This window comes from Streptomyces albus subsp. chlorinus (genome assembly GCF_013302895.1).
Lineage (GTDB): Bacteria > Actinomycetota > Actinomycetes > Streptomycetales > Streptomycetaceae > Streptomyces > Streptomyces chlorinus.
In genome coordinates this window covers 2,325,329-2,347,476 of sequence record NZ_VJOK01000001.1, presented here as the reverse complement: position 1 = coordinate 2,347,476, position 22,148 = coordinate 2,325,329, and the positions used below count along the sequence as shown (strand labels likewise).

Genomic DNA, 22,148 nt, shown 5'->3' with positions numbered 1-22,148 from the left:
CGGCGGCAGCGGCGTGCTCAGAGGGAGGCGGGCTGCGCGGGGCGCGAGTGGTGCCTGCTGATGTTCTTCTCCAGCAGTTCGGTGGCGGCCCGGACGCCGACCGCCCCGGGGGCGCCGGCGTCGGGCAGCCGGCCGTCGGAGGCCTTCAGTTCGCGCAGCGCGGCCTCGATGGCGCTGTGCGCCGCGAACAGGCAGGGTGTGCTGTAGATCGCCACCTGGCAGGTGAGGTCCCGCAGTTCGCTCAGCGACAGCCGCGGCGACCTGCCGCCCGCGATCTGGTTGAACAGCAGGGGCTTGTCGCCGATGACCTTCCGGATGCGGGAGATCCACTCGGCGCTGCGCACCCCGTCGACGAGGACGATGTCCGCGTCCGTCTCGGCCAGCGCCCGCGCCCGGCGCAGGATCTCCGCCTCCTCGGTGGCGTCGGTGCGTGCCACGACCACCAGGTCCCGCCTGGTGTCGAGGACCAGTTGCAGCTTCTCCAGGTACTCCTCCAGCGGGAGCACCAGCTTGCCCTCGGCGTGGCCGCACCGGCGCGGGCGCTTCTGGTCCTCCAGGACGACCCCCGAGGCCCCGGACAGCTCCAGCCGCCGCACGACATGGCAGGCGACCTCGGGGTCCACGTAGCCGTCGTCGATGTCGACCAGCAGGTGGTGGGAGGGGAAGGCCAGCCGCAGCCGCTCCGCGAACGCCACCATGTCCGGCCAGGCGATGAAGCCGATGTCGGGGAGCCCGTAGTACGAGGCGGCGAAGCCGAACCCGGAGACGAAGAAGCCGTCGTAGTGCCGGGCGGCCAGGGACGCCGAGTACATGTCGTAGATCCCGATGAGCGGAGTGGTGCCGGGGGAGCGCACCTCTTCCCGCAGCGCGTGTCCGTAGCGCATGACGCGTCCCTTCGAGGAAACAGGCGGAGCACAGCGAGACGGGCCCGCCGCGGGTCCATGGGGCCCGCGGTCGCACACATCTCTCTACAGAAAGTTACCGCCCGATGACTCTCCGATGTGGCGCTGTCCGCCCGCCGGGACCTGCCCGCCGCACTCCGCCCGCCGCATTCCGCCGCCGGGACCGCCCGGCAGCCGCCCTCGCGGACGTCAGCCCTCGGGCGGGCGGAAGCCCAGCGTGGGCACCGCCCTTCGCGCAGGCACCGAGGACGCGCAGTCCGTGAGGATGCGCCGCAGGAAGGCGTACCGGGCGTAGCCGGGGTCCTGGGAGCCGGTCGTGCGCCACCAGGCGGCGATCTCGGGCCAGCCGGGTGCGGAGAGGGAGCCGCCGAACTCCTGGACGGACAGGGCGGCGGTCAGCCCCGCGAAGGCGAGGCGGTCGGGGAGGGGCCACCCGGCCAGGCTGCCGGTGACGAACCCGGCGACGAAGACGTCACCCGCGCCGGTGGTGTCCAGCGCCTCGACGGCGATACCGGGCACGTCGGCCGTCTCCCCGGTGCGCGCGTCCACGGCGTACGCCCCCTCCGCTCCCAGGGTGACCACCGCCAGCGGCACGTGCTCGGCGAGGGCGTGCGCCGCGGTGCGGGGGCAGTCGGTGCGGGTGTAGCGCATGGCCTCGACGGCGTTGGGGAGGAACGCCTCGCAGTGCGGCAGTTCGGCCAGCGCCGCCAGGTCCCAGCGGCCCGTCTCGTCCCAGCCGACGTCGGCGAAGACGCGGCTGCCGCGCCCGGCGGCCGTCGCGATCCACTCCTGGGGCCGTCCGGGCACCAGCGAGGAGACGCACGCGGTGGCGGGCGGCGGGCACTCGGGCGCGTCGGGGTCGAAGGCCGCGTCGGCGGCCTCGCCGGCGCCGCCCGGCGCGCCGGGGCCGGCGGTACCGCCTGCGGCCGTACCGCCGGGGGCAGACCGCGCCTTGGGCGGCGCCTCGTGGCCGTGGGAGATCATCGTCCGCTCGCCCTCGTACGCCATCGAGACCGTGACCGGCGAGTGCCAGCCGGGGACGGTGTGGGAGAGGGACAGGTCGATGCCCTCGCCCGCCTCCAGCTCCTCGCGGCAGTAGTCGCCGTACATGTCGTCGCCGAAGGCCGCCGCGAGCGAGGTGCGCAGCCCCAGGCGGGCCAGCGCGGTGGCCATGTTGGCGATGCCGCCGGGGGAGGAGCCCATGCCGCGGGCCCAGGACTCGGTGCCGCGCACGGGGGCGGAGTCGAGGCCGGTGAAGATGATGTCGAGGAAGACGGTCCCGGTCAGATACACGTCGTAGCGGGGGCCGCCCGGTTCCCGTACGGCGGCGAGCGGGTCGAAGAGGGGGCGTGAGAGGGCGGCGCGCGGTGTCTGGAGCGCGTGCGGGCGGGGGGCGGGGTGCGCCGCCGGGTGGGTGTGGCCTGGGCCGCGCCCCGACTGGCCGGGCATCGGCGGCCGGCCGGGCGTGGGCGGACCGGACTGGGGGCTCCTGCGCGTGCTCACCGTGCTGACCGTGCCTTCCCCGTCGACGTGCCTGTCCCCGGCCTTCCCGTGCCGGGTTCCCCGGTGCGGTGCCACCGACCATAGTCCCTGCGGCCGGGGCGCCGGTGCCCCGTGACGTCCGGTTTCTCCCTCCCCCGGGCGACCCCGCGGTGTCCGGCGGCCGGGGCGGCCGGTGGGACGGGCGGGCAGGGGGCTGTCGGGGCCGGCCGCCCCTGGGGTCCGGTGGCCGCCGGGGGGCGTACGGGGGTGATCCGGGCGCCCCCGGCGGGGGTTCGGGGACGGGTTTTTGCCCATCGTTGAATCTCCGCGCGTAGATCGGGGGCCTGGCGCACTGCTACCTTCCCGGGGATCTTCCCCCGCCGTGTCCCCACGAGGAGCCGCGTATGTCCCGCCGTCCTGTGCGTTCCGCCCTGTCCCTGGCCGCCGTCGCCGCCGTCGCGGGCGCGGCCCTCTTCGGGGTCGGCCAGGCCACCGCCGAGCACGCGGTGCCCAGGAGCGACAAGGAGATCCCCAACCTCGACCAGGTGAAGACGAAGATCGAGGCCTACTACGGCGACATCGAGACCGAGGACGGCGAGCACTACGCCTCCCCGCACAGCAACTACGCCAAGCAGACGCGCGGCATCGCGGCCAAGGCCCGCAAGGACCTGGAGCGGGACCTGGACGCCCGCCGCCACGGCCGGAGCGCGGGCCGCGACCGCGACAGGCCCGCCATCGTGCTGGACGTGGACGACACCACGCTGCTCACCTACAACTTCGAGCGGCGCGTGGGCTACCACTTCACCCCGCAGGCCCAGGACGCGTACCTGCGCACCGAGAACATGGACCCCGTCTTCGGCATGCGCAAGCTGGTCAACTGGGCGCACGGGAAGGGCGTCACGGTCTTCCTGGTGACGGGCCGCAAGGAGTACCAGCGCGACTGGAGCGTGCGGAACCTCAAGAAGGCCGGCTACGACATCCCCGTCGACAAGAAGCACTTCTTCCTGAAGGACGAGAAGAACCCGCCCGCCTACCTCGACTGCGGCGGCGACTGCACCACGGTCGAGTACAAGTCGGGCACGCGGGCGCACATCGAGGACCAGGGGTACGACATCCTCGCCAACTTCGGCGACCAGTACAGCGACCTTTCGGGCGGCCACGCCGCCCGCAAGGTCAAACTGCCGAACCCGATGTACTACCTGCCCTGAGACCCCGCCGGCTCAACGGCCGCGGGCTCACGCGCCTTCCTTGAGGACCTTTCTGACCACCTCCGACTGGGCCTCGGTCAGCTTGGGGTCGGCGAAGTGGGCGGTCCGCGTGGGGCCGTCCTGGACACGCAGCTCGTAGTGGAACCCGTCGGGCACGCCCATCGGCGCCTCGCTCAGCCCCTCGCGCAGCGCGCGGTCGGCGAGCTGCGCGAGGTGCCCGGCGTCGGGCCGCCCGGCGGTCTCCAGGGTGGCCCGGCGGGTCAGTCCGCCGAAGCCACCCGTGCGGATGACGGTGATACGCATACCTCCATCTTCCCGGCTCTCCGGCCGTACGTTAAGTACCGCTCGGGTGGCTTCGGGGGACGGGGGTCAGCCGCGCGTCACCCGGACGTCACGCCCACCTCGGACCAGCACTTGCGTACCGCCTCGTGCTCGGTGCTGCCGTCGCCGTAGCGGGACTTGGCGGCCTCGACGGTCGCCGCGGCGAAGCCGGCGAAGTCGGCTTCGGGCGTCAGGCCGCCCCCGGTGAGGGTGTCGTACCAGATCTGGCCCGCGCGCTCCCAGGCGTTGCCGCCCAGGTCCACGGCCAGCTTGTAGAAGGCGTGGTTGGGGATGCCGGAGTTGATGTGGACGCCGCCGTTGTCGGTGCCCGTCTGGACGTACGCGTCCATGGTCGCCGGCTGCGGGTCCTTCCCGAGCACGTCGTCGTCGTAGGCGGTGCCGGGGGCCTTCATGGAGCGCAGGGCCTCGCCCTCCACCCGGTCGGTGAACAGCCCGGCGCCGATCAGCCAGTCGGCCTCCTCGGCGCTCTGCCCCAGGCTGTGCTGCTTGATCAGGGAGCCGAAGACGTCGGAGACCGACTCGTTGAGCGCGCCGGACTGGCCGAAGTACTCCAGGTTGGCGGTGTACTGCGTCACCCCGTGGGTCAGCTCGTGGCCGATGACCTCCACGGGAAGCGTGAAGTCCCGGAAGATTTCCCCGTCGCCGTCGCCGAAGACCATGCGCTCGCCGTCCCAGAAGGCGTTGCCGTAGTCGTCGCCGTAGTGCACGGTCGCGTCCAGCGGGAGTCCGGCGCCGTCGATGGAGTAGCGGTCGTAGACGTCCAGGTACAGCTCGAACGTGGCGCCCAGACCGGCGTAGGCGCGGTTGACCGAGGCGTCCTGGGAGGGCTCGCCGCTCTCCTCGCGGACCTTCTTGCCGGGGAGGTCCTCCTTGTTCCCGGCGTCGTAGATGGTGCGCCGCGGCTTCCGCTCGGCGGGGTCGATGTCGGGTACCGCGGGCGCCGCCGCGAGGACGCCATAACGCACCGTAGTGATGCGGCGGCGGGTGCGCTGGGTCGCGTCCCGCTCCAGAGTGCGCCGGGCGGGCCGGGAGAGGATGTCGTCACCGTGCCTCGATACCTGGTCGAGGAGGTGAGGGGGCACGATGGTGCAGAAGACGGGGTGGGTCTGCGATGAGTGCCTGGGATGTGCGTTCATACTGAGCAATGTGGCACTGAGTCACCGACCTGTCACCGGTCGCTGCGAGGATTCCCGCAAAACGGTGGTGAACGCGGCAGGGAAAACTCCCCTTTCGCCGGGTTTGACCGTCTGACGGCACCTGCCCGCCGCATCCCGCATGGTGATACGCCACTCCCGGCCCGGCAGCCCTCCGTTATGCTGCGGGCATCATGCGTTTCGGGCTGCTTCTTCTTAGCTGCCGCGGCGAGGGTCTGTAGCCACCAGAGGCCGACCCCCTCCCCGCGGAGTCCGGTGCTGTCGTCGGCCCTTTGAGCAGCCATCCCACAGGAGCCCTGAACGTCATGACGTCCCAGCCCGCGCACGGCCCCGTCGGCCGCGCCACCCCCCTGACCGCCGCCACCGTCCGCCAGCGCCCCTCGGGCATGCCGGTCCACAAGTACGGCCGGTACGAGGCCGTGCACCTGCCCGACCGCACCTGGCCCGACAAGCGCATCACCAAGGCGCCCCGCTGGCTGTCCACCGATCTGCGGGACGGCAACCAGGCGCTGATCGACCCGATGTCCCCCGCCCGCAAGCGCGAGATGTTCGACCTGCTGGTGCGCATGGGCTACAAGGAGATCGAGGTCGGCTTCCCCTCCTCCGGGCAGACGGACTTCGACTTCGTCCGCTCCATCATCGAGGAGGACGCGATCCCCGAGGACGTGACCATCTCCGTCCTCACCCAGGCCCGCGAGGAACTGATCGAGCGGACCGTCGAGTCGCTCAAGGGCGCCCACCACGCCACCGTCCACCTGTACAACGCGACCGCGCCGGTCTTCCGTGAGGTGGTCTTCCGCGGCACCCGCGAGCAGGTCAAGCAGATCGCGGTGGACGGCACCCGGCTGGTGATGGAGTACGCCGAGAAGCTGCTGGACGAGCGCACCGTCTTCGGCTACCAGTACAGCCCGGAGATCTTCACCGACACCGAGCTGGACTTCGCGCTGGAGGTCTGCGAGGGCGTCATGGACGTGTGGCAGCCCGAGGACGGCCGCGAGATCATCCTCAACCTGCCCGCCACCGTCGAGCGGTCCACCCCCAGCACCCACGCCGACCGCTTCGAGTGGATGGGCCGCCACCTGTCCCGCCGCGAGCACGTATGCCTCTCGGTGCACCCGCACAACGACCGGGGCACCGCGGTGGCCGCCGCCGAGCTGGCCGTGATGGCCGGTGCCGACCGCGTCGAGGGATGCCTGTTCGGCCAGGGCGAGCGCACCGGCAACGTGGACCTGGTCACCCTGGGCATGAACCTGTTCAGCCAGGGCGTCGACCCGATGATCGACTTCTCGCAGATCGACGAGATCCGCCGCACCTACGAGTACTGCAACCAGATGGAGGTCCACCCCCGCCACCCGTACGCGGGCGACCTCGTCTACACCGCCTTCTCCGGCTCCCACCAGGACGCCATCAAGAAGGGCTTCGAGGCCATGGAGGCCCGCGCCGGGAAGGCGGGCAGGAGCGTGGACGAGATCGAGTGGGCGGTGCCCTACCTGCCGATCGACCCCAAGGACGTCGGCCGCTCCTACGAGGCCGTCATCCGCGTCAACTCCCAGTCCGGCAAGGGCGGCATCGCCTACGTCCTCAAGGGCGAGCACCACCTGGACCTGCCGCGCCGGATGCAGGTGGAGTTCTCCAGGATCATCCAGGAGAAGACCGACACCGAGGGCGGCGAGGTCACCCCCGCCGACATCTGGGCCGTCTTCCAGGACGAGTACCTGCCCACCCCGGACAAGAGCTGGGGCCGCATCGCGCTGCGCGGGGCGCAGACCTCCACCACGAGCGACGGCGCCGACGCGCTCACCGTCGAGGCCGTGGTGGACGGCGAGCCCGTGACCCTCAGCGGCACCGGCAACGGCCCGCTGGCCGCGTTCTTCGACGCCCTGCACACCATCGACGTGGACGTGCGGCTGCTCGACTACGTGGAGCACACCATGAGCGAGGGCGTCGGCGCCCAGGCCGCCGCCTACATCGAATGCGCCATCGGCGGCCAGGTCCTGTGGGGCGTGGGCATCGACGCCAACATCGTGCGCGCCTCCATCAAGGCGGCCGTCTCGGCCGTCAACCGCGCCTACCGCTGACGCGTCGGCGGGCACCCCGCCGCGCGGTGTGCCGGAGATGTCCCCGGCCCCCGGAGGCCGAAAACGGCTCCGGGGGCTGTCTCCCGCACGCCGCTGTGGTTAATATCACGTCCACCCGGCGACGTTGCCGAATCGTGATGGAGGTGCGAGGTCATGCGCCAACGACCCTTCCGTGTACGTCTCGCAGGGGTCCGCACGAGCTGGCGCACCCTCGACGACGGCGACTTCTTCTGCCCCGGCTGCGGCGGGGACCGCCGCTACCGCAGGCGTACGGGGCGGCGGCGCTTCGTGGTCCTGGGCGTCCCGCTGGTCCCGCGCGGCACCGCCGGCCCCGTCGTCGAATGCGTCGCCTGCCGCGGGCACTTCACCGCCGACACGCTCGACCACCCCACCACCGGACGGCTCGCCGCGATGCTGCGCGAGGCGGTGCACAGCGTGGCGCTCGCCGTGCTGGCGGCCGGCGGCGCCGACGCGCGGGCCGCACGCGAGACCGCCGCCGAGACGGTGCGGGCCGCCGGCTTCCCCGGCTGCACCGAGGAGGAACTGACCGCGCTGCTGGCCGCGGTCACCGCCGAGAGCAGGCAGCACGGCCGCACCCACGTCTCCATGGAGATCGAACTGCACGAGGTGCTCGCCCCCCTCGCCCCGCACCTTGCCGTGCCCGGCCGCGAGAGCCTGCTGCTCCAGGGGGCGCGGATCGCGCTCGCCGACGGGGTGTACTGCGCCGCCGAGCGCGAGGTGCTGGCCACCGTCGGGCGCGCGCTGGAGATCGGCGCGGACGACGTGGACCGCCTCCTGGCCCAGGCCCGTACCCCTTCCTGACCGGCGCGGCGCGGCCGGACGGCACGCTTCCCCACCGGTGGGGAAGCGTGCCGTCCGTGCCGGAGGAGGCGCGCCGACGCCGTTGTTACGCACGGGTATTGACTCCGGTGCGGGCCGCTGATGGGCTCCGGACATGACGAGCCCCCAGCCGCTGCCCGCCTTCCCCGACGGCTTCCTGTGGGGGGTGTCCACCTCCGCCTTCCAGATCGAGGGAGCCGTGGAGGAGGACGGGCGCGGCCCCTCGTCCTGGGACGCCTTCTCCCGCACACCCGGGCGGATCAGGGACGGAACGGACGCGACCGTCGCCACCGGCCACTACCACCGCTGGCGCGAGGACGTGGCCCTGCTGCGCGAACTGGGCGTGGGCGCCTACCGGTTCTCCGTCTCCTGGCCGCGGGTCCGGCCCGCGGGCGGCGGCGAGGTCAACCCCGCCGGGCTCGACTTCTACGACCGGCTCGTGGACGCGCTGCGCGAGGCCGGGATCGAGCCGGTGCCCACCCTCTTCCACTGGGACACCCCGCTGCCGCTGGAGGAGCGCGGCGGCTGGCTGGAGCGGGACACCGCGCGGCGGTTCGCCGACTACGCCGAGGTGGTCGCCGCCCGCCTCGGTGACCGCGTCACCCACTGGATCACCCTCAACGAACCCGCCGAGCTGACCCTGCTCGGCTACGGCCTCGGCGAACACGCGCCCGGCAGACGGCTGCTGTTCGACGCGCTGCCCGCCGCCCACCACCAGCTGCTCGGCCACGGGCTCGCCGCCGCGGCGCTGCGGGCGCGCGGCGCGCGCTCGATCGGCGTCGCCAACTCCCACGGACCCGTCTGGCCGCTGTCCGGCCGCGAGGAGGACACGGGCGCCGCGGGCTTCTACGACGTCGTCACCAATCGGCTGTTCGCCGACCCGCTGCTGCTGGGCCGCTACCCCGACGAGGGGCTGGCCGCCCTGCTGCCCGGGCCCGTCACCGACGACCTGAAGGTGATCGGCGGCTCGCTCGACTGGTACGGCGTCAACTACTACCAGCCCACTCTCGTCGGCGCCCCCGACCCGCGAGCACAGGCGAACGCCTTCGCGGGCATCGGGCTGCCCGCCGAACTCCCCTTCGGCATCCGGGAGATACCCGGCCGCGAGCGCACCGGCTTCGGCTGGGCCGTCGTCCCCGAGGGCCTGTCGGAGACCCTGCGCACGCTGCGCGACAGATACGGCGACCGGCTGCCGCCCGTCATGATCACCGAGAACGGCTGCGCCTACCCGGACCCCGTGCACGACACCCGCCGCATCGCCTTCCTCGACGCCCACCTGCGCGAGCTGCACACGACCCTCGGCGACGGCGTGGACGTGCGCGGCTACTTCGTCTGGTCGCTGCTGGACAACTTCGAGTGGGCGGAGGGGCACGCGCAGCGCTTCGGACTCGTGCACGTGGACTACGCGACGCTGGAGCGCACCCCGAAGGACTCCTACCGCTGGCTGCGGGACGCGCTGCGCGCGCAGCGCGACGGGGACGGCGGGTGACCGGGCCGGTCCCCGAGGGGGAGTCGACGCCGCCCCGGCAGGCCACCGGCCCCCTCCCCGGCACCGGCCCCGATCTCGATCTGGCCCCCTACGCCGAGCCCACCGTGCCCGTCACCGGCCGGTGGACGGCCGCCCTGTCCCTGGCCAACGCCTCGGTGTGGGTGGGCTGGTACGGGCCGCTCCAGGTGCTGCTGGCCCTGCAGGCCGCCGAACTGGCCCCCGGCGGCCGGAGCAAGGAGTCCGTCCTGGCCTGGGTCACCGGCATCGGCGCGGCCGTCTCGCTGGTCGCCAACCCGCTCTTCGGCGCCGTCTCCGACCGCACCACCTCCCGCTGGGGCCGCCGCACACCGTGGATCGCGGCCGGTGCCGTCGGTGGCGCGGCCGGACTGGCCGTCCTCGCCCTCGCGCCCAGCACCACGGCGATGGTGCTGGGCTGGTGCCTGGTGCAGCTCGCGCTGAACGCCACCTTCGCCGCGCTGGTCGCGGCCGTGCCCGACCGGGTGCCCGGCCCGCAGCGCGGCACCGTCGGCGGCTGGCTGGGTGTCTCCCAGACCCTCGGTGTCGTCCTGGGCACCGGCCTGGCCCTGGCGGCCGGCGGCATCACCGCCGGATACCTGGCATGCGCCCTGTTCACGGTGCTCGCCGTGGTGCCCTACCTGCTGCTGCGGCAGGACGCGGCCCTGCCGCGCACCCTGCGGCCCGCGTTCACCTGGCGCGGCTTCTGGATCAGCCCCCGCGCCCACCCCGACTTCGGCTGGGCCTGGCTGACCCGCTTCCTGGTCAACCTCGGCAACTCCCTCGTGCTGCTCTACCTGCTGTACTACCTGCGCGACGTCCTGGAGCTGGCCGAACCCGAGGACGGCGTCCTCGTGCTGACCGCCCTGAACGCCGTACTGCTGCTGGCGACCGTGCTGGCCGGCGGCGTCTGGTCCGACCGGGTGGGCCGGCGCAAGCCCTTCGTCCTGGGAGCCGGCGCCGTGATGGCCGCCGCCGCCGCGCTGATGGCCCTCTGGCAGACGTGGACCGGAGCCCTGACCGCCGCCGCGCTGCTCGGCATCGGCTTCGGCGTCTTCACCTCCGTCGACTTCGCCCTCATGGCCGATGTGCTGCCCGCCGCCCGCGACCGCGGCAAGGACCTGGGCGTCATCAACATCGCCAACTCCCTTCCCCAGGTGGCCGCCCCCGCCCTGGCCGCGCTCCTGGTGACCCGCGCCGGCGGCTACCCCGCCCTCTACCTCGCCTCGGCCGCCATCGGCCTCCTCGGCGCGGTCCTGGTCCTCCGCATCCGCACGGTCCGCTGACCGGGGGCCGGTCCACTGACCGGCCCCCGGCCCTCCTGCCGCGGGCGGCCCCGCACGGCGGCTTCGCGCGGCGGTTCCGCGCGCAACCGGTCATCACGGCGTACGAGACCGGCCTGGTCACCCCGGGTGGGGGGACGTGAGCCTTCCGTAAGGGGCGCGCCCGTAAGGGGCCCGGGGACTGCGCGAGCGGCCACAGCTCACCCGCACCCGGCAGCGGACCACCACCCTCGCGGCGGGAGGCAGCCCGCCCCTCGCGGGGCGCCGTGACAGTTGCGTACGGGAGAATGCCCCCATGTCCCTGTTCCGCGACGACGGCATCGTGCTGCGTACCCAGAAGCTCGGTGAGGCCGACCGCATCATGCTGTGTTCTCCCGGGGGGCGACCCCCGTACCCCCGGCCGGGGCGCGGGGCGGTGGGCGCGTGAGCTTGTTCCGCGATGACGGCATCGTGCTGCGTACCCAGAAGCTGGGAGAGGCCGACCGCATCATCACGTTGCTCACGCGTGGGCACGGGAGGGTGCGGGCGGTGGCCCGGGGGGTGCGGCGGACCAAGTCGAAGTTCGGGGCGCGGCTGGAGCCCTTCAGCCATGTGGACGTGCAGTTCTTCGCGCGGGGCAGCGAGCTGGTGGGGCGGGGGCTCCCGCTCTGCACGCAGACGGAGACGATCGCCCCGTACGGCCGGGGCATCGTGGGGGACTACGACCGCTACACCGCCGGGACGGCCATGCTGGAGACGGCCGAGCGGTTCACCGACCACGAGGGCGAGCCGAACGTGCAGCAGTACCTGCTGCTGGTCGGCGGTCTGCGTACCCTCGCCTCGGGCGAGCACAGCGCGAACCTGGTGCTGGACGCCTTCCTGCTGCGCTCCTTGGCGATGGGCGGTTACGCCCCCAGTTTCGCGGACTGCGCCAAGTGCGGGCTGCCGGGCCCGAACCGGTTCTTCTCCGTGGCCTCGGGCGGCGTGGTGTGCGGCGACTGCCGGGTGCCGGGCAGTGTGGTGCCCTCGCCGGAGGCGCTGCGGCTGCTGGGGGCCCTGCTGGCCGGGGACTGGGAGACGGCGGACGCCGCCGAGCCCCGGCACTGCCGGGAGGGCTCCGGCCTGGTCTCCGCGTATCTGCACTGGCATCTGGAGCGGGGGCTGCGTTCCCTGCGGTACGTGCGGCAGGCATCGAGCGGTTAGGCTCGGCGGGGTCAGTCCACTCCCCTGTTCCCTCTCACATGTCCGCTGGAGTTGAGTACCGAATGGCACGCCGCGGGATGCTGTCCTGGTCGCAGCAGCGCGAGTACGCGACGCCCGAGCCGCACCCCTCGGGGGCCCGGCCGCCCAAGATCCCGGGCGAGCTGGTGCCGAACCATGTGGCGGTCGTCATGGACGGCAACGGCCGGTGGGCCAAGCAGCGGGGGCTGCCGCGCACGGAGGGGCACAAGGTCGGTGAGGGCGTCGTCATGGACGTCCTCAAGGGCTGCCTGGAGATGGGCGTGAAGAACCTGTCGCTCTACGCCTTCTCCACGGAGAACTGGAAGCGCTCGCCCGAAGAGGTCCGCTTCCTGATGAACTTCAACCGCGATGTGATCCGCCGCCGCCGTGACGAGATGGACGAGCTGGGCATCCGTATCCGCTGGGTGGGCCGGATGCCGAAGCTGTGGAAGTCGGTCGTCCAGGAACTCCAGGTCGCCCAGGAGCAGACCAGGGGCAACGACGCGATGACGCTGTACTTCTGCGTCAACTACGGGGGGCGCGCGGAGATCGCGGACGCGGCGCGCGGTATCGCCGAGGACGTCGCGGCGGGACGGCTGGACCCGGCGAAGGTCAACGAGAAGACCTTCGCGAAGTACCTGTACTACCCGGACATGCCGGATGTGGACCTCTTCCTGCGTCCGTCGGGCGAGCAGCGCACGTCCAACTATCTGATCTGGCAGAGCGCCTACGCGGAGATGGTGTACCAGGACGTGCTGTGGCCGGACTTCGACCGGCGCGACTTGTGGGCGGCCTGCCTGGAGTACGCCAAGCGCGACCGCCGCTTCGGCGGCGCCCGGCCCGACGGGCCGGAGAAGGGCGCCGCGCAGGGCCAGGAGAAGGGCGCCGCGCAGGACTCGCAGGACTCGTAGGGGCGGCCGGCCCCGCGCTGCTGCCAGGGAGCTCCGCGGTGCTGCTAGGCGAAGCTCCAGGAGACCGTGCCGTTCGCGGTCACCAGGACGGCCAGCACGATCAGGTCGGCGACGCCGAGGGCCGCGCCCAGCAGGGCGCGCCCGCGGCGGGTGGTGTCGCGGGAGAGGGCCAGGGCGCCCAGGACGACGGCGCACGGGCCCAGCACGATGTTGAAGACCAGCAGCCCGACCAGGCCCATCACGAACGAGGCCACGGCCATGTCGTTCGCGTCTCCCCGCCGGGTGCGGCCCTTGGGGAGGGTGCGCGCTGTGTCGGCCGTGCTCATGTCAGCTCTCCTTCCGGTGGCGGCGGGTGCGCTCGCGGACGGTGAAGACGAGCAGCCAGACGGCGATGACCGCGGCTGCGGTGAGGCTCACGGCGGGCGGCAGCTGGGCCGGTGGGCCCACCAGCACGCCCAGCAGGAGGAACGCGGCGACGAGGAAGATCATGTCGCTCTCCCAACTCGGTGCGTGTCGGCGGTCGTCGGTGTGTCCCGGTCTTTCGGTGAACAACTGTCGTGACAACTGTTCACTGAGTTGAGAGTACCCCATTGCGGGGCTCGGCACACAACTGTTTACTGAGCCCATGAGCACCACCCAGTCGCAGCGGGACCTCCAGAAGGCCCGGACGCGCCGCGCCCTGCTGGACGCGGGCCTGGCGCTGCTGGAGGAGCAGAGCCTCAGCAGCATCGGCCTGCGCGAGATCACCCGTGCCGTGGGGATCTCCCCGGCGGCCTTCTACCGGCACTTCCGGGACGTCGCAGACCTGGGTGTCGCCCTGGTGGAGGAGTCCCTCGGCAGCCTGCACGAAGTGATACGGGAGGGACTGACCGAGCGCAGCGAGGACGGCGAGCGCATCGACCACCTCGTCGAGGCCATCGCCGCGTACGTGCGCCGGCACCCCGAGCACATCCGCTTCGTGGCCCGCGAGCGGCACGGCGGCGTGGCCGCCGTGCGCACGGCCATCGGCGCCCAGCTCGACCGCTTCGCCGAGGAGGTGGCCCGACTGCTGGCCCGCGACGAGGTCTCCCGCGGCTGGAGCGCGGAGGACCTGCGCATGCTGGGCGAGACGTACGTCGACCACATGGTGATGACGGCCTTCGCCTTCCTGGCGGCGGCCCAGGGCGAGGGCCCGCCCGAGGACGCCGTCGCCCACACGGCCCGCCGCCAGCTCCGCCTCATCAGCCTGGGCCGCCGCCACTGGACCTCGCAGCAGGCGCCCCCCGCTCCGTGACTCCGGCCCCGTGACCCCCCGCACGGGCCGGTGTCAGGCCGTGCGGCGTCGGAACAGGAGTGCGCACAGGGGCAGGGTCACCGCCAGCAGGCCCAGGCACCAGGCGGTGGCGAGCCAGGGGCTGTCGCCCGCGGGCCGGTCGAGCAGGAGGGCGCGCAGGGACTCGATGACCGGGGTGACCGGCTGGTTGTCGGCGAAGCCGTGCAGCCAGCCGGGCATGGTGTCGATGGGCACGAACGCGCTGCTGGGGTAGGGCAGGAAGAGCATCACGAAGGTGAAGCCGCCCGCCGCCTCGGGTGTTCTGGCCAGCAGGCCCGCCGCCGCGCCCAGCCAGGAGAGCGTGGTGATGTACAGCAGCAGGATGCCGCTCGCCGCCAGCCATCCGGCCGCCCCCGCGTGCGGCCTGAAGCCGATCGCGAAGGCGGCACCGAGCACGGCCGCCGTCGCCGCCGCGTTGCGGACCACGCTCGCCACGACATGGCCCGTCAGCACGGCGGTGCCGCTGGTGTCCATGGAGCGGAAGCGGTCGATGATGCCGTTCGTCATGTCGTGGGAGACGGTGGTCGCCGTCATCGACGCGCCGTACCCGGCGCACAGGATCAGCACGCCCGGCGCCACATAGGTCACGTACCGCTCCGCGCCGGTCTCGATGGCACCGCCGAAGAAGTAGACGAAGACCAGCATCAGCAGCACCGGCAGCACCAGTGCCGTGATCACCGCGTCCGGGTTGCGCCGGGTCAGCCGGACGGACCTGCCCGCGAGAACCGTGAAGGCCGTGGCATCACTCATGGGTCAGCTCCAGGAAGACGTCGTCGAGGGTGGCGCTGTGCAGGGCGAACCGCGCGACCTCGGTCCGGGCCGGGTCCAACTCGTCCAGCAGCGCCCGCACATGGGCCGCGCTGCCGTCGGTCGCCACCCCCAGCAGCAGGTCCTCCGGCTCCCGGTGCAGCACCCGGCCGGTCAGGCGCGCGGCCATCTCCTCGTACGCCCCGCGGTGGGTCAGGGTGAGGTCGAGGCGCTGTGCGGCGACCGTCTTCTTCAGCTCCTCCGGGGTGCCCTGGGCGACGATCCGGCCTTTGTCGAGCACGGCGACCTGGTCGGCCAACTGGTCGGCCTCCTCCAGGTACTGGGTGGTGAGGAAGACGGTGACGCCCGCGCGGGCCAGCTCCTGGACGGCCTGCCACATCGTGCGGCGGCTGCGCGGGTCCAGTCCCGTCGTGGGCTCGTCCAGGAACACCACCTCCGGGTCGCCCACCAGTCCCGCCGCGATGTCCAGCCGGCGCCGCATGCCGCCCGAGTAGGTGCCCACCCGCCGGTCCGCCGCCTCGGTGAGCGCGAACCGTGCCAGCAGTTCGTCGGTCCGGCGGCGGGCGCCCGCCCGCGAGTGGCCGCGCAGCCGCGCCATCATCCGCAGGTTCTCCCGCCCTGACTGCTCCTCGTCGAGCGCCGCGTACTGCCCGGTGAGGCTCAGGGTCCGGCGCACCCGGGACCGCTCGGTGGCCACGTCGTGGCCCGCGACGCTCGCCCGCCCGCTGTCCGCGCGGGTGAGCGTCGCCAGGATGCGGACGGTGGTCGTCTTGCCGGCACCGTTCGGTCCGAGCAGCGCGAAGACACTGCCGCGCCTCACGCGCAGATCGAGTCCCGAGAGCACCGGTACGGAGCCGTACGCCTTGCCCAGCCCCTGTGCCTCGATTGCCCAACTCTCCCGTGGGGATGGATCCATGGCACGTTCCCCCTCTTCTGTGTATGCCATACGCGGAACTGCGTATGCCGTAAACGTTACTGCGTATGCTATACACATGCCAAGCGGTGCTCGGCAGATCCGGGAGAGGGAGCGGCCACGATGGCGAAGAAGGAGCAGCAGCCGAGGGGCGGTCTTCCCGTCGGAGTGGCGACCGCCTGGGGGCTGCGGGAGCGGCCGGGCAGGGGACCGGCCCGCGGGCTCGACGTGCCCCGCATCGTCGCGGCGGCCACCAGGATCGCCGACGCCGAGGGGCTCGGGGCGCTCTCCATGAGCAGGGTGGCCGGCGAGGTCGGCGTCTCCACGATGGCGCTCTACCGCTATGTCTCGGGCAAGGACGACCTGTTGATCCTCATGGAGGACGCGGCGATCGGCACCCCGCCGCCCGCCCCCGCGCCCGAGGAGGGCTGGCGCACCGGAATGGAGCGCTGGGCCCGCGCCTACCACGCCGTCCTGATGCGGCACCTGTGGATCGTCCGCATCCCCATCGCGACGCCGCCGCTGTCCCCGCACAACGTCGAGTGGATGGAACAGGCCCTCGCCCACCTGCGCGGCACCGGGCTGGACGGCGAGGAGAAGCTGGGCGCGATGATCACCCTCAGCGGATACGTACGCAGCAACGTCGCGCTGATGGCGGACATCGCGGAGGCGAGCGCGGCGGCCGGCGCGGAGTGGAAGAACACCGAGTCCCGCTATTGGAGCCTGCTGGCGGAACTCACCGCCTCCGGCGACTTCCCCGCCGTCAGGGAACTTCTCGCCTCCGGGGAGGTGGAGACGGACGAGGCGGAGCAGGGGGACGGCTCCGCCGACTTCGCGTTCGGCCTCCGCCTGGTCCTGGACGGCATCGAGGCGCTGATCGCCTCACGCACCGGTTCCGGGAGCCGGTAGGCGCGGCCGGCCCCGAGAGGGCCGGTGGGCGGGGCCCGCCCCGGGGCCGTGGGCGCGCGCCGTCTCCCCGCAGCGGCGGTGCTCCCCCAACGGGGGCGTCAGCCGGCATCTGCCCGCGCGGGCGTCAGCCGGCGGCCCTGGCGCAGTCCCCGCACGTACCGAAGATCTCCACGGTGTGGCCGACGTCCACGAAGCCGTGTTCGGCGGCGACGGAGGCGGCCCACTTCTCCACCACCGGGCCCTCGACCTCGACGGCCTTGCCGCAGGAGCGGCAGACCAGGTGATGGTGGTGGTCGTCGCTCTGGCAGCGCCGGTAGACGGCCTCGCCGTCGTCCGTGCGCAGCACGTCCACCTCGCCGGCGTCCGCGAGGGACTGGAGCGTGCGGTACACCGTGGTCAGTCCGACCGAGTCGCCGCGGTGCTTGAGCATGTCGTGCAGCTCCTGCGCGCTGCGGAACTCCTCCACCTCGGCGAGGGCGGCGGAGACGGCTGCGCGCTGCCGGGTCGACCGGCCGCGTACGGGGGGACCTGCGGTGGTCACGCTCTGGCTCCTTACGTTCGTCGGCTCCGGGGAGCCGCCGGGCGGCTCCGGGTCGGCGCGGCGTTCGCGACGACCCATTGTGCCAGGCGCTCCCGGAGCGCGGGTATTACACCCTGGACGGGCGCTCACCCCCGCCCGCCGTACCGGCGGCGCTGTCGCTCCCCTCCGCTACCAGGGTGCCTGCCGGCTCCCCCTCGGCGACAGTCCCCTCCCGGCCCCGCCTCCCGCCGTCGAACCGGCGCCGGGCCAGTGGCGCGGCCACCGCCGTGACGAGGCCGAAGAGGACGATGGCCAGGACGACGATGCTGGCGCCCGGCGGGACGTCCGCGTAGTACGAGGTCACCGTGCCGGAGAGGGTGACGACGACGCCGAAGCCGATCGAGAGGGCGAGGGAGGCGGCGAAGCCGCGCGTGGCCTGCTGGGCGGCGGCCACCGGGATCACCATCAGCGCGCTCACCAGCAGCAGCCCCACCACCCGCATCGCCACGGTGACCGTCACCGCGGCCGTCACCGCCAGCAGCAGGTTGAGCAGCCGCACCGGCAGCCCCGTCACCCGTGCGAACTCCTCGTCCTGGCACACCGCGAACAGCTGCCGCCGCAGTCCGAGCGAGACGAGGAGCGCGAAGACGGAGAGGCCGACGATGGCGGTGATGTCCTCGGGCGAGACGGTGGTGATGGAGCCGAAGAGATAGGTGGTGAGGTTGGCGTTCGACCCGTTCGGCGCCAGGTTGATGATCATGACGCCGCCCGCCATGCCGCCGTAGAACAGCATGGCCAGCGCGATGTCGCCACGCGCCTTGCCGTACCAGCGGATCAGCTCCATGGCGATCGCGCCCAGCGAGGAGACCAGCACGGCCATCCACACCGGGTTGGTGCTCAGCAGGAAGCCCAGCGCGACACCGGTCAGCGCGACGTGGCCGATACCGTCCCCCATGATCGCCTGGCGCCGCTGCACCAGGTAGATGCCCACGACGGGTGCGGCGACGCCCACGAGCAGCGCGGCGAGCAGTGCCCGCTGCATGAACGCGTAGTCGAGCATCTCGGTCATGTGAGCAGTCCCGTCTCGATCGTCGGCGCCGCCTCGGTGGGCACGGCCCCGTGCGGGTGGCAGGCCAGGTCGTGCAGCCGGTCCGGGTTCTCCACCCGCTCCACCCGCCCGTCGCGCAGCACCACCGCCCGGTCGATCAGCGGGGCGAGCGGGCCCAGTTCGTGCAGCACGAGCAGGACGGAGGTGCCCTGCTCGACCTGCCGGCGCAGGGTGTCGGCCAGGGCCTCCTGGTTGCCGACGTCCACGCCCGCCAGCGGCTCGTCCATGATCAGCAGTTCGGGTTCGGCGGCCAGCGCGCGGGCGATGAGCACCCGCTGGTGCTGGCCCCCCGAGAGCGCGTCGACGGGGTCCTTGATCCGGTCGGCCATGCCCACCTGGTCCAGGGCGGTGCGGATGGCGGTCTTGTCCTCGCGGCCCAGCGGGCGGAAGCGGCGCCGGGCCAGCCGGCCGGCCGCCACGACCTCGCGGACGGTCGCAGGGACCCCGGCCGCGGCGGTGGAGCGCTGCGGGACGTACCCCAGCCGCCGCCACTGGCGGAAGCGGGCGAGCGGCGTGCCGAACAGCTCCAGCTCACCGCCGGTGAGCGGCACCTGCCCCAGGACGGCGCGGATGGTGGTGGACTTTCCCGAGCCGTTGGCCCCCAGCAGCGCGACCGTCTCGCCGCGCGCCACCGTCAGATCCACCCCGCGCAGCACGGGCCGCCCGCCCAGCGAGGCGGTGGCCCCGCGCAGCGCGACGGCGGGCGGGTGCCCGGTTATGGCGTCCTCGCCCGGTGCCGCTGTCGTCCTCGTCATGCCTCACATCCTCACTGCGCGCCGAGCGCGGTCTTGAGCGCGGTCAGGTTCTGGTGCATCACCGAGAAGTAGTCCTGCTTCTTCGGGTCCTTGACGCTCTCCAGGGGGCTGAGCACGGAGGTCTTCAGCCGCAGGTCGCCGGCGAGGGTCCTGGCGGTCTTGTCGCTGGCGTTGTCCTCGAAGAAGACGGTGTCCACGTCGTCCTTCTCCGCGACCTTGTGCAGTTCCTTCATCCGGGCCGCGCTGGGCTCCGACTCCGGGTCGATGCCGGAGACGGCCTCCTCGTGCAGGCCGTACCGCTCGGCCAGATACCCGAAGGCCGCGTGGGTGGTGATGAAGGTGTCGGACTTCTTGGGCTTGAGGCCGTCCCGGAACTCCTTGTCCAGCTTGTGGAGACGCTGGACGAGCGCCTTGGTGTTCTTGGCGTACTCGTCCTTGTGGTCCGGGTCCGCCTTCCGGAGCTGCTTGCCGACGCCCTCGGCGATCTCGGCGTAGCGCACCGGGTCGAGCCAGACGTGCGGGTCGCCCGCGGCGCCCTCGCCGTGGTCGTGCCCTTCGTGCCCGTGCTCGTCGCCGCCGTGCTCGTCGCCGCCGTGCTCGTCGCCGCCGTGCTCGTGCTCGCCGTGGTCGTGGCCGCCGTGGTCGTGGCCGCCGTGCTCGTGGCCCTCCTCGCCGTGCACGTCGGTGCCGTGCTTCTCCAGGGTGGTGAAGGAGGTGGCCTCCGCGACGTGCTCGACACCGGACTGCTCGACGGCCTCGTCCACCGCGGGCTGGAGCCCCTTGAGGTAGACGATCAGGTCCGCCTCGCTGAGCCGGCCCGTCTGCTTGGGGCTCAGCTCCAGGTCGTGGGGCTCGGTGCCGGGCTGGGTGAGGTTCTGGACCTCGACGTGGTCCCCGCCGATCTGCTGGGCGAGGTAGGCCATCGGGTAGAAGGAGGCGGCCACCCGCACCTTGCCGTCGTCACCGGCACCGCTGCCGCAGGCGGCGAGGGTGAGGGAGCCGACACCGAGAGCGGTCAGAGCGGCGCTGGTACGTATGAGGCGACGGGTGCGGGAACGGTTGTTCATGACAGTCATTTTCACGGGAAATGGAAACGATTGTCAACTAGAGCTTTGCGCTACGTAATCATCACGGAGGGCGACGCGAGGGGGCCGAGAGGGCCCCGTGAAGGCGGCGGGAAAGGGGACAACCGATTTGCTGAGCACCCCTCCCGTCGTGGGGCCGAACCGATTTGCTGAGCACCCCTCGGCGCCCAGTGCTGTGTCCTTCCGGGGGCGACCCCCGTACCCCCGGCCGGGTCCCGTGGTTGGGCCGAACCGATTTGCTGAGCACCCCTCGGCGCCCAGTAATCTGAGGTATTCCGTCTCGTCGTCAACGAAGAGAGCACCGTGGCCGCCGACAAGATCGACACAATTGTCAGCCTCAGCAAGCGCCGTGGCTTCGTCTACCCGTGCAGTGAGATCTACGGCGGCCAGCGTGCCGCCTGGGACTACGGACCGCTGGGTGTGGAGCTGAAGGAGAACATCAAGCGCCAGTGGTGGCGCTCCATGGTCACCTCGCGCGACGACGTGGTGGGCATCGACTCGTCGGTGATCCTGGCTCCCGAGGTGTGGGAGGCGTCCGGCCATGTCTCCACCTTCACCGATCCGCTCACCGAGTGCACCTCGTGCCACAAGCGGTTCCGTGCCGACCACCTGATCGAGGCGTACGAGGCCAAGCATGGCCGCGAGCCGGAGAACGGGCTCGCCGACATCAACTGCCCGCACTGCGGCAACAAGGGCGGCTTCACCGAGCCCAAGCAGTTCTCCGGGCTGCTGTCCACCCACCTGGGCCCGACCCAGGACACGGGCTCGATGACCTACCTGCGCCCCGAGACCGCGCAGGGCATCTTCACCAACTTCGCCGCCGTCCAGCAGACCTCGCGCAAGAAGCCGCCGTTCGGCATCGCGCAGATGGGCAAGTCGTTCCGGAACGAGATCACGCCGGGCAACTTCATCTTCCGTACCCGCGAGTTCGAGCAGATGGAGATGGAGTTCTTCGTCAAGCCGGGCGAGGACGAGCAGTGGCACGAGTACTGGATGGAGCAGCGCTGGGCCTGGTACCGCGACCTGGGCCTGCGTGAGGAGAACATCCGCTGGTACGAGCACCCGAAGGAGAAGCTCTCCCACTACTCGAAGCGCACCGCCGACATCGAGTACCGCTTCAACTTCGGCGGCAGCGAGTTCTCCGAGCTGGAGGGTGTCGCGAACCGTACCGACTTCGACCTGACCGCGCACTCCAAGGCGTCGGGCCACGACCTGTCGTACTTCGACCAGGAGGCCGGCGAGCGCTGGACGCCGTACGTCATCGAGCCGGCGGCCGGCGTGAACCGGGCGATGCTCGCCTTCATGCTCGACGCCTACGTCGAGGACGAGGCGCCCAACGCCAAGGGCAAGATGGAGAAGCGCACCGTGATGCGCCTCGACCCGCGGCTGGCCCCGGTCAAGGTCGCCGTGCTGCCGCTGTCCCGCAACGAGCAGCTCTCCCCGAAGGCCCGCGGCCTGTCGGCGACGCTGCGCAAGCACTGGAACATCGAGTTCGACGACGCGGGCGCCATCGGCCGCCGCTACCGCCGCCAGGACGAGATCGGTACGCCGTTCTGCGTCACGGTCGACTTCGACACCCTCGACGACAACGCCGTCACGGTGCGTGAGCGCGACACGATGAAGCAGGAGCGGGTCTCCCTCGACCAGATCGAGGGCTACCTGGCCGGCCGCCTCATCGGCTGCTGACCTGCCGTCTCCCGGAACCTGTGAGGGCCCGGCTCCCCGTCCTGTGGGGGCCGGGCCCTGTCGCGTGCGCGGAGGCGTCGGGCCTTGCGTGGGGGCGTCGGGCCTCGCCTGGAGGCGTCGTGTCCTGCGCGGAGGTGCCGTGCGCTAAGCGGAGATGCCGTGTCCTGCGCGGAGGCGACGCGTTCTAA

General features: G+C 72.2%; 23 protein-coding genes. 11 read left to right on the top strand and 12 right to left on the bottom strand.

Annotated elements, in window-relative coordinates:
* Positions 1-17: 17 nt before the first annotated feature.
* Together FM076_RS10620 and FM076_RS10615 are read right to left on the bottom strand one after the other, a co-directional pair.
* Complete coding sequence (locus FM076_RS10620) at positions 18-884, bottom strand: isocitrate lyase/PEP mutase family protein (RefSeq protein WP_173869755.1); 867 nt, start codon at positions 882-884, stop codon at positions 18-20.
* 207 nt (positions 885-1,091) lie between these two features.
* A complete protein-coding gene (locus FM076_RS10615; protein WP_173874653.1) occupies positions 1,092-2,351 on the bottom strand; it encodes a PfkB family carbohydrate kinase in 1,260 nt (419 codons plus the stop codon).
* A gap of 437 nt (positions 2,352-2,788) precedes the next feature.
* Here FM076_RS10615 and FM076_RS10610 point away from each other — a divergent pair, with 437 nt between their 5' ends.
* The gene (locus FM076_RS10610; protein ID WP_173869753.1) at positions 2,789-3,592 is read left to right on the top strand and encodes an HAD family acid phosphatase; all 804 of its coding nucleotides are present in this window, start codon (positions 2,789-2,791) and stop codon (positions 3,590-3,592) included.
* Positions 3,593-3,619: 27 nt separating this feature from the next.
* On the opposite strand, the gene FM076_RS10605 is transcribed toward FM076_RS10610, so the two are convergent.
* Both FM076_RS10605 and FM076_RS10600 read right to left on the bottom strand, forming a co-directional pair.
* The gene (locus FM076_RS10605; RefSeq protein ID WP_173869751.1) at positions 3,620-3,895 is read right to left on the bottom strand and encodes a protealysin inhibitor emfourin; all 276 of its coding nucleotides are present in this window, start codon (positions 3,893-3,895) and stop codon (positions 3,620-3,622) included.
* Positions 3,896-3,972: 77 nt separating this feature from the next.
* Positions 3,973-5,070 carry a M4 family metallopeptidase gene (locus FM076_RS10600; protein WP_173869749.1) on the bottom strand — a complete coding sequence of 366 codons (1,098 nt, stop codon included), beginning with the start codon at positions 5,068-5,070 and terminating at the stop codon, positions 3,973-3,975.
* Positions 5,071-5,393: 323 nt separating this feature from the next.
* On the opposite strand from FM076_RS10600, the gene leuA reads away from it, so the two are divergent.
* The 7 genes from leuA to FM076_RS10565 all read left to right on the top strand — a co-directional run bounded on the left by leuA (position 5,394) and on the right by FM076_RS10565 (position 12,904).
* Positions 5,394-7,166, top strand: coding sequence for a 2-isopropylmalate synthase (leuA, locus tag FM076_RS10595; protein WP_173869747.1), 1,773 nt, complete (start codon positions 5,394-5,396; stop codon positions 7,164-7,166).
* A gap of 153 nt (positions 7,167-7,319) precedes the next feature.
* Positions 7,320-7,988 carry a TerB family tellurite resistance protein gene (locus tag FM076_RS10590; RefSeq protein ID WP_173869745.1) on the top strand — a complete coding sequence of 223 codons (669 nt, stop codon included), beginning with the start codon at positions 7,320-7,322 and terminating at the stop codon, positions 7,986-7,988.
* A 133-nt stretch (positions 7,989-8,121) separates the two neighbouring features.
* Complete coding sequence (locus FM076_RS10585) at positions 8,122-9,495, top strand: GH1 family beta-glucosidase (RefSeq protein ID WP_173869743.1); 1,374 nt, start codon at positions 8,122-8,124, stop codon at positions 9,493-9,495.
* Positions 9,496-9,575: 80 nt separating this feature from the next.
* Entirely contained in the window at positions 9,576-10,796 is a 1,221-nt protein-coding gene (locus FM076_RS10580; protein ID WP_173874652.1) for an MFS transporter, read from the top strand.
* A 292-nt stretch (positions 10,797-11,088) separates the two neighbouring features.
* Positions 11,089-11,220, top strand: a complete 132-nt coding sequence (locus tag FM076_RS33620; RefSeq protein WP_243274414.1) for a recombination protein O N-terminal domain-containing protein — start codon at positions 11,089-11,091, stop codon at positions 11,218-11,220.
* Entirely contained in the window at positions 11,217-11,975 is a 759-nt protein-coding gene (recO, locus tag FM076_RS10570) for a DNA repair protein RecO (RefSeq protein ID WP_173869741.1), read from the top strand. The genes FM076_RS33620 and recO overlap by 4 nt, the downstream gene beginning before the upstream one ends.
* Positions 11,976-12,037: 62 nt before the next feature.
* Positions 12,038-12,904, top strand: a complete 867-nt coding sequence (locus tag FM076_RS10565) for an isoprenyl transferase (RefSeq protein WP_173869739.1) — start codon at positions 12,038-12,040, stop codon at positions 12,902-12,904.
* 44 nt (positions 12,905-12,948) lie between these two features.
* Here the strand turns inward: FM076_RS10565 and FM076_RS10560 are convergent, their stop codons facing one another.
* Positions 12,949-13,230 carry a DUF4190 domain-containing protein gene (locus FM076_RS10560; protein ID WP_173869737.1) on the bottom strand — a complete coding sequence of 94 codons (282 nt, stop codon included), beginning with the start codon at positions 13,228-13,230 and terminating at the stop codon, positions 12,949-12,951.
* Position 13,231: 1 nt separating this feature from the next.
* Positions 13,232-13,393 (bottom strand): hypothetical protein, encoded by a 162-nt coding sequence (locus FM076_RS10555; RefSeq protein ID WP_173869736.1) that lies wholly within the window; start codon positions 13,391-13,393, stop codon positions 13,232-13,234.
* Positions 13,394-13,529: 136 nt separating this feature from the next.
* On the opposite strand from FM076_RS10555, the gene FM076_RS10550 reads away from it, so the two are divergent.
* A complete protein-coding gene (locus FM076_RS10550; RefSeq protein WP_173869734.1) occupies positions 13,530-14,177 on the top strand; it encodes a TetR family transcriptional regulator in 648 nt (215 codons plus the stop codon).
* A 33-nt stretch (positions 14,178-14,210) separates the two neighbouring features.
* On the opposite strand, the gene FM076_RS10545 is transcribed toward FM076_RS10550, so the two are convergent.
* Together FM076_RS10545 and FM076_RS10540 are read right to left on the bottom strand one after the other, a co-directional pair.
* Complete coding sequence (locus tag FM076_RS10545; protein ID WP_173869732.1) at positions 14,211-14,966, bottom strand: ABC transporter permease; 756 nt, start codon at positions 14,964-14,966, stop codon at positions 14,211-14,213.
* Positions 14,959-15,900: an ATP-binding cassette domain-containing protein gene (locus tag FM076_RS10540; protein WP_173869730.1), complete on the bottom strand. Its 942-nt coding sequence runs from the start codon at positions 15,898-15,900 to the stop codon at positions 14,959-14,961. Before FM076_RS10540 ends, FM076_RS10545 begins: the two co-directional genes overlap by 8 nt.
* A gap of 120 nt (positions 15,901-16,020) precedes the next feature.
* On the opposite strand from FM076_RS10540, the gene FM076_RS10535 reads away from it, so the two are divergent.
* A complete protein-coding gene (locus FM076_RS10535) occupies positions 16,021-16,806 on the top strand; it encodes a TetR/AcrR family transcriptional regulator (RefSeq protein WP_173869728.1) in 786 nt (261 codons plus the stop codon).
* Positions 16,807-16,930: 124 nt separating this feature from the next.
* Here FM076_RS10535 and FM076_RS10530 read toward each other — a convergent pair whose 3' ends face one another.
* The 4 genes from FM076_RS10530 to FM076_RS10515 all read right to left on the bottom strand — a co-directional run bounded on the left by FM076_RS10530 (position 16,931) and on the right by FM076_RS10515 (position 20,256).
* Positions 16,931-17,347, bottom strand: a complete 417-nt coding sequence (locus FM076_RS10530; RefSeq protein ID WP_173869726.1) for a transcriptional repressor — start codon at positions 17,345-17,347, stop codon at positions 16,931-16,933.
* A gap of 106 nt (positions 17,348-17,453) precedes the next feature.
* Positions 17,454-18,395, bottom strand: a complete 942-nt coding sequence (locus tag FM076_RS10525; protein WP_173869723.1) for a metal ABC transporter permease — start codon at positions 18,393-18,395, stop codon at positions 17,454-17,456.
* On the bottom strand, positions 18,392-19,189 hold the full coding sequence (locus tag FM076_RS10520) for a metal ABC transporter ATP-binding protein (protein WP_173869721.1): 798 nt from the start codon (positions 19,187-19,189) through the stop codon (positions 18,392-18,394). Before FM076_RS10520 ends, FM076_RS10525 begins: the two co-directional genes overlap by 4 nt.
* Before the next feature lie 11 nt (positions 19,190-19,200).
* A complete protein-coding gene (locus FM076_RS10515) occupies positions 19,201-20,256 on the bottom strand; it encodes a metal ABC transporter substrate-binding protein (protein WP_428814793.1) in 1,056 nt (351 codons plus the stop codon).
* A gap of 321 nt (positions 20,257-20,577) precedes the next feature.
* Here FM076_RS10515 and FM076_RS10510 point away from each other — a divergent pair, with 321 nt between their 5' ends.
* Positions 20,578-21,960: a glycine--tRNA ligase gene (locus FM076_RS10510; RefSeq protein ID WP_173869719.1), complete on the top strand. Its 1,383-nt coding sequence runs from the start codon at positions 20,578-20,580 to the stop codon at positions 21,958-21,960.
* Positions 21,961-22,148: the final 188 nt, after the last annotated feature.